The organism is Nonomuraea terrae (genome assembly GCF_004348995.1).
Lineage (GTDB): Bacteria > Actinomycetota > Actinomycetes > Streptosporangiales > Streptosporangiaceae > Nonomuraea > Nonomuraea terrae.
Window position 1 is genome coordinate 1 of the sequence record NZ_SMKQ01000385.1, and the last position, 3327, is coordinate 3327.

Below are 3327 nucleotides of genomic sequence, written 5' to 3' on the forward strand. Positions count from 1 at the left end.
AAAAACATCTCTTATTCCTTCCGGAAACAGTTGTATGGCAACTGGAGTCTTGGTTGTTTGTCTGTGTGTCTTCATTATTTTTTTTTTTTTTCAAGCAGAAGACGGCATACGAGCTGTCTTAGGGTCTCGTGGGCTCGGAGATGTGTATAAGAGACAGGACCGCAGCTCCACAGTGGAACGTCACGTGACGGGGGCGCGTTTCCCGTCGGGGTCTCCAGCTCCAGCACCGTGCCGACGAAGATGAGCACAATGAACAGCAGCCGGTACGGCGTCACGGACACGCGGCCGAAGAGGCGGCCATGCAGCGCTCCCCGTAGCAGGCCCAGCCGAGCAGCGTGGAGAAGGCGAAGCAGATCAGGCCCAGGGTGACGACGAGGCTGCCCCACTGAGGCCGCGGCTGAACGCGAGGGCGGTGAGCGGGGCGCCGTTCGTGCCGCTCTGCCAAGCGCCGGTGACGACGATCGCCAGGCCGGTCATGCTGACGACGACGAGCGTGTCGATGAACGTCTGGGTCATCGACACGAGCGCCTGCCGCGCCGGCTGCCCAGGATGACGGTGGCGGCGAGCACGGTGATGACCGGACCGGTCAGCCACACGGGCACGTTCCACTGCGCGTCGATGGCGTCGGCCACGCTGTTGGACTGCACCATGTTGCCGATGACGAACGCCGGCGCCGGGCCCGCCGAAGTGGATGGCCGTGGCGACGCCGGCGATGTTGCCGACGCCCACGGTGGCCGCCAGGGCCGTGGACAGCGCCCGCAGCGGGATCAGCGGGAACGGGTCCCAGACGAAGCCCGAGATCGTCGACGGGATCTCCTGCACGCAACTTCCCTGGTCGCGGGCGATGGTCGGCATTCGGCACCTTCCATGCCCGCTGCCAGGGAAAACGCGAGGAGGCCAAAGAGCCTGCCTTAGCGGACGACGAACCCGCGGTAGACGACCCGCCGCCGCAGCAACACCGGCCACTGGCGGCCCTTGATGCCGTTCAGCACGATGGCGGCCACCCCACCGGTGAGAACGCTGCCCATGATGACACTCATGACGAGCATGAAGGCGATTGCCATGACAGTCCCTCCGTCAGAAATTGAATTTTAAAGCTTGTGCCCTCCAACATCGACCTCCCCCGCCCTATTCCACGGTTCAGGCCGGGATCGGCGGCGGCGGGGTCCAGCGGCCGGCGGCGGCGGGGATGCCGAAGTCGGGCTTGAGCTCGTCGGGGATGGCGTAGTGCATGACCCGGCCGCGGGTCAGGGACGTCAGCTCCAGCTGGGTGACCAGGCGGCCGAGCCGGTCGGACAGCTGCGCCGCCCAGGGCCCGCGGTCCTCCAGCCCCTCGATGACGCCGAGCAGGGCGGGAACGAGCTTGACCGTGGTGTCCCAGCCGGATCGCGGCACCCGCAGCCAGTCGGCGGCGGTGTCGCCGATCAGGAAGCGGATCAGCGCGGGCACCACCGGGTCGAGCAGGGTGCCGGGCACGACCTGCTCGTACATGTCGATGAGCTGCCCGGTCAGGTGGACGCCCTCGGGCGAGGGCCCCATGTGGCGCATCATGTAGCGGTCGGAGAACTCGCGGGCGGCCCCCAGGTCGGCCGGGATGACCGCCGGGTCGCATCCGAGGATCGCGCCGACCACCTTCCAGGCGTAGTAGTACGCCTCCGCGCCCTGCGGGGTCATGCGGACGCCCAGGCGGTGCAGGGCGTCGAGCACCTGGATGCTGAACATCATGAGCCCGCCGAGCATGTCCTCCTGGCAGATCGCCACCGGCTCGGGCCAGCCGCCCGTCTCGCGCAGGTGACGGCGGATGGAGGCGTGCAGCAGCCGCACCTTCTGGGCGGCCGGCAGGAACCGTCCGCCCGCCTCGAACGCGTCCGGTTGCATGAGGTAGACGGTGAACTGCCCCGTCTCGGCCATGCGCCGCGACGGGTACGCCAGCGTATGCGTGGCCGACAGCAGCCGGGCGACGTGCGGGACGACGTAGCAGGCCGGCATGGCCGCGAACGACAGCGCGGTGCTGATGTGCACGTCGTTGTCGATGAAGAACTGCCTGGCCTGCTCCATCATCGCCCAGTCCACCCAGTCGGGCGGGTTCGCGGTGGCCTTCAGGTAGTCGCGGGCGGTGTCCGGCAGCCCGTCGGGCAGCTCCTGGCCGGAGGTGGTGAACCAGCGCATCAGCGTGTTGAACCGGCCCACCTGACCCTCGGCGAACAACGCCGCCACCGTGGCATCGGCCAGGTCGTCGCCCTTGAGTCGCAGGGCGTCCATGAAGGCGTCGTCGTACGAACCGTCAGACATCGGCTGTCACCTCTTCGATCAGTCGGGTCAGGGCGCAGGCGGCGTCGGCGGGCAGGGAAGCCCGCTCCAGCGCCGTACGGGCGGCGTCGGCGCGTTCGCCGATCATGCGGCGGACCTCGTCGGCGGCGCCGCAGTGCTGCATGATCTGGGTGATCCGCGCCGCCTCGGGCGCTTCGACCGGAGCCCGCAGCAGCGCGTGCAGCTCCGCGCGGTCCGGTGTCCGCTCCAGGGTGAGCGCCAGCAAGGCGGTCGGCTTGCGGCCCGCCAGGTCGTCGAGCGCGGACTTGCCGGTCACGGCGGGGTCGCCGAACACCCCCCACAGGTCGTCGCGCAGCTGGAACGCCTCACCGAGCGGGCGGGCATACCCGGACAGGGTCTCCAGCGTCGCCGGGCCGGCCCCGCCGAGCACCGCGCCGATCCGCAGCGGCCACTCCACGGTGTAGGAGCCGGTCTTGAACCGGACGATCTGCAGCGACCGCGCCACGTCCGGCGGGCCCTGCGTCCGCAGTAGCTCCAGGCACTCGCCGGCGATCAGCTCGCGGCCCATCGCCGTCCACAGGGACACGGCCCTGGCGGTGAACGTACGGGGCAGGCCGCAGCCGTGGAACAGCTGACCGGCCCACGCCAGCAAGAGGTCGCCGACCATGACGGCCAGCCCGTCGCCGAGCCGCCGATGGGCGGTGGGACGGCCGCGGCGCAGCGGGCTGCGGTCGATGAGGTCGTCGTGGACGATCGCCGCGGCGTGCACCAGCTCGATCGCCGTGGCCGCGCGGACCATCGGCTCCGCGTCCGGCTGCCCGGCCGCCCGCCACCCCCAGTAGCAGAAGGCGGGACGGATGCGCTTGCCGCCGGTCACCGACACCCGCGCCTGCTCGGCGACCGGCGCCAGCTCCGCGTCGAGCCTCAGCAGCTCGGAGATCTCCTCGTCGACGAACTCCTCCAGCGCCCGCTCCACCCGGGCCCGAAGATCGCTCACCGTGGGTTACGCTCACTGACCCGCCGCGCCAGCACCTCCAGGTGCGCCTCCCCCACGGG

General features: G+C 69.9%; 4 protein-coding genes. All 4 read right to left on the reverse strand.

Annotated features, from left to right (window positions below):
• Positions 1-354: 354 nt before the first annotated feature.
• Complete coding sequence (locus tag E1286_RS52300) at positions 355-855, reverse strand: alanine:cation symporter family protein (RefSeq protein ID WP_484213932.1); 501 nt, start codon at positions 853-855, stop codon at positions 355-357.
• A 56-nt stretch (positions 856-911) separates the two neighbouring features.
• Positions 912-1064 (reverse strand): hypothetical protein, encoded by a 153-nt coding sequence (locus tag E1286_RS48710; protein WP_165970245.1) that lies wholly within the window; start codon positions 1062-1064, stop codon positions 912-914.
• Between the two features lie 76 nt (positions 1065-1140).
• Positions 1141-2292 carry an oxygenase MpaB family protein gene (locus E1286_RS46560; RefSeq protein WP_132623736.1) on the reverse strand — a complete coding sequence of 384 codons (1152 nt, stop codon included), beginning with the start codon at positions 2290-2292 and terminating at the stop codon, positions 1141-1143.
• Positions 2285-3268: a polyprenyl synthetase family protein gene (locus tag E1286_RS46565; protein WP_246075740.1), complete on the reverse strand. Its 984-nt coding sequence runs from the start codon at positions 3266-3268 to the stop codon at positions 2285-2287. Before E1286_RS46565 ends, E1286_RS46560 begins: the two co-directional genes overlap by 8 nt.
• Positions 3269-3327: the final 59 nt, after the last annotated feature.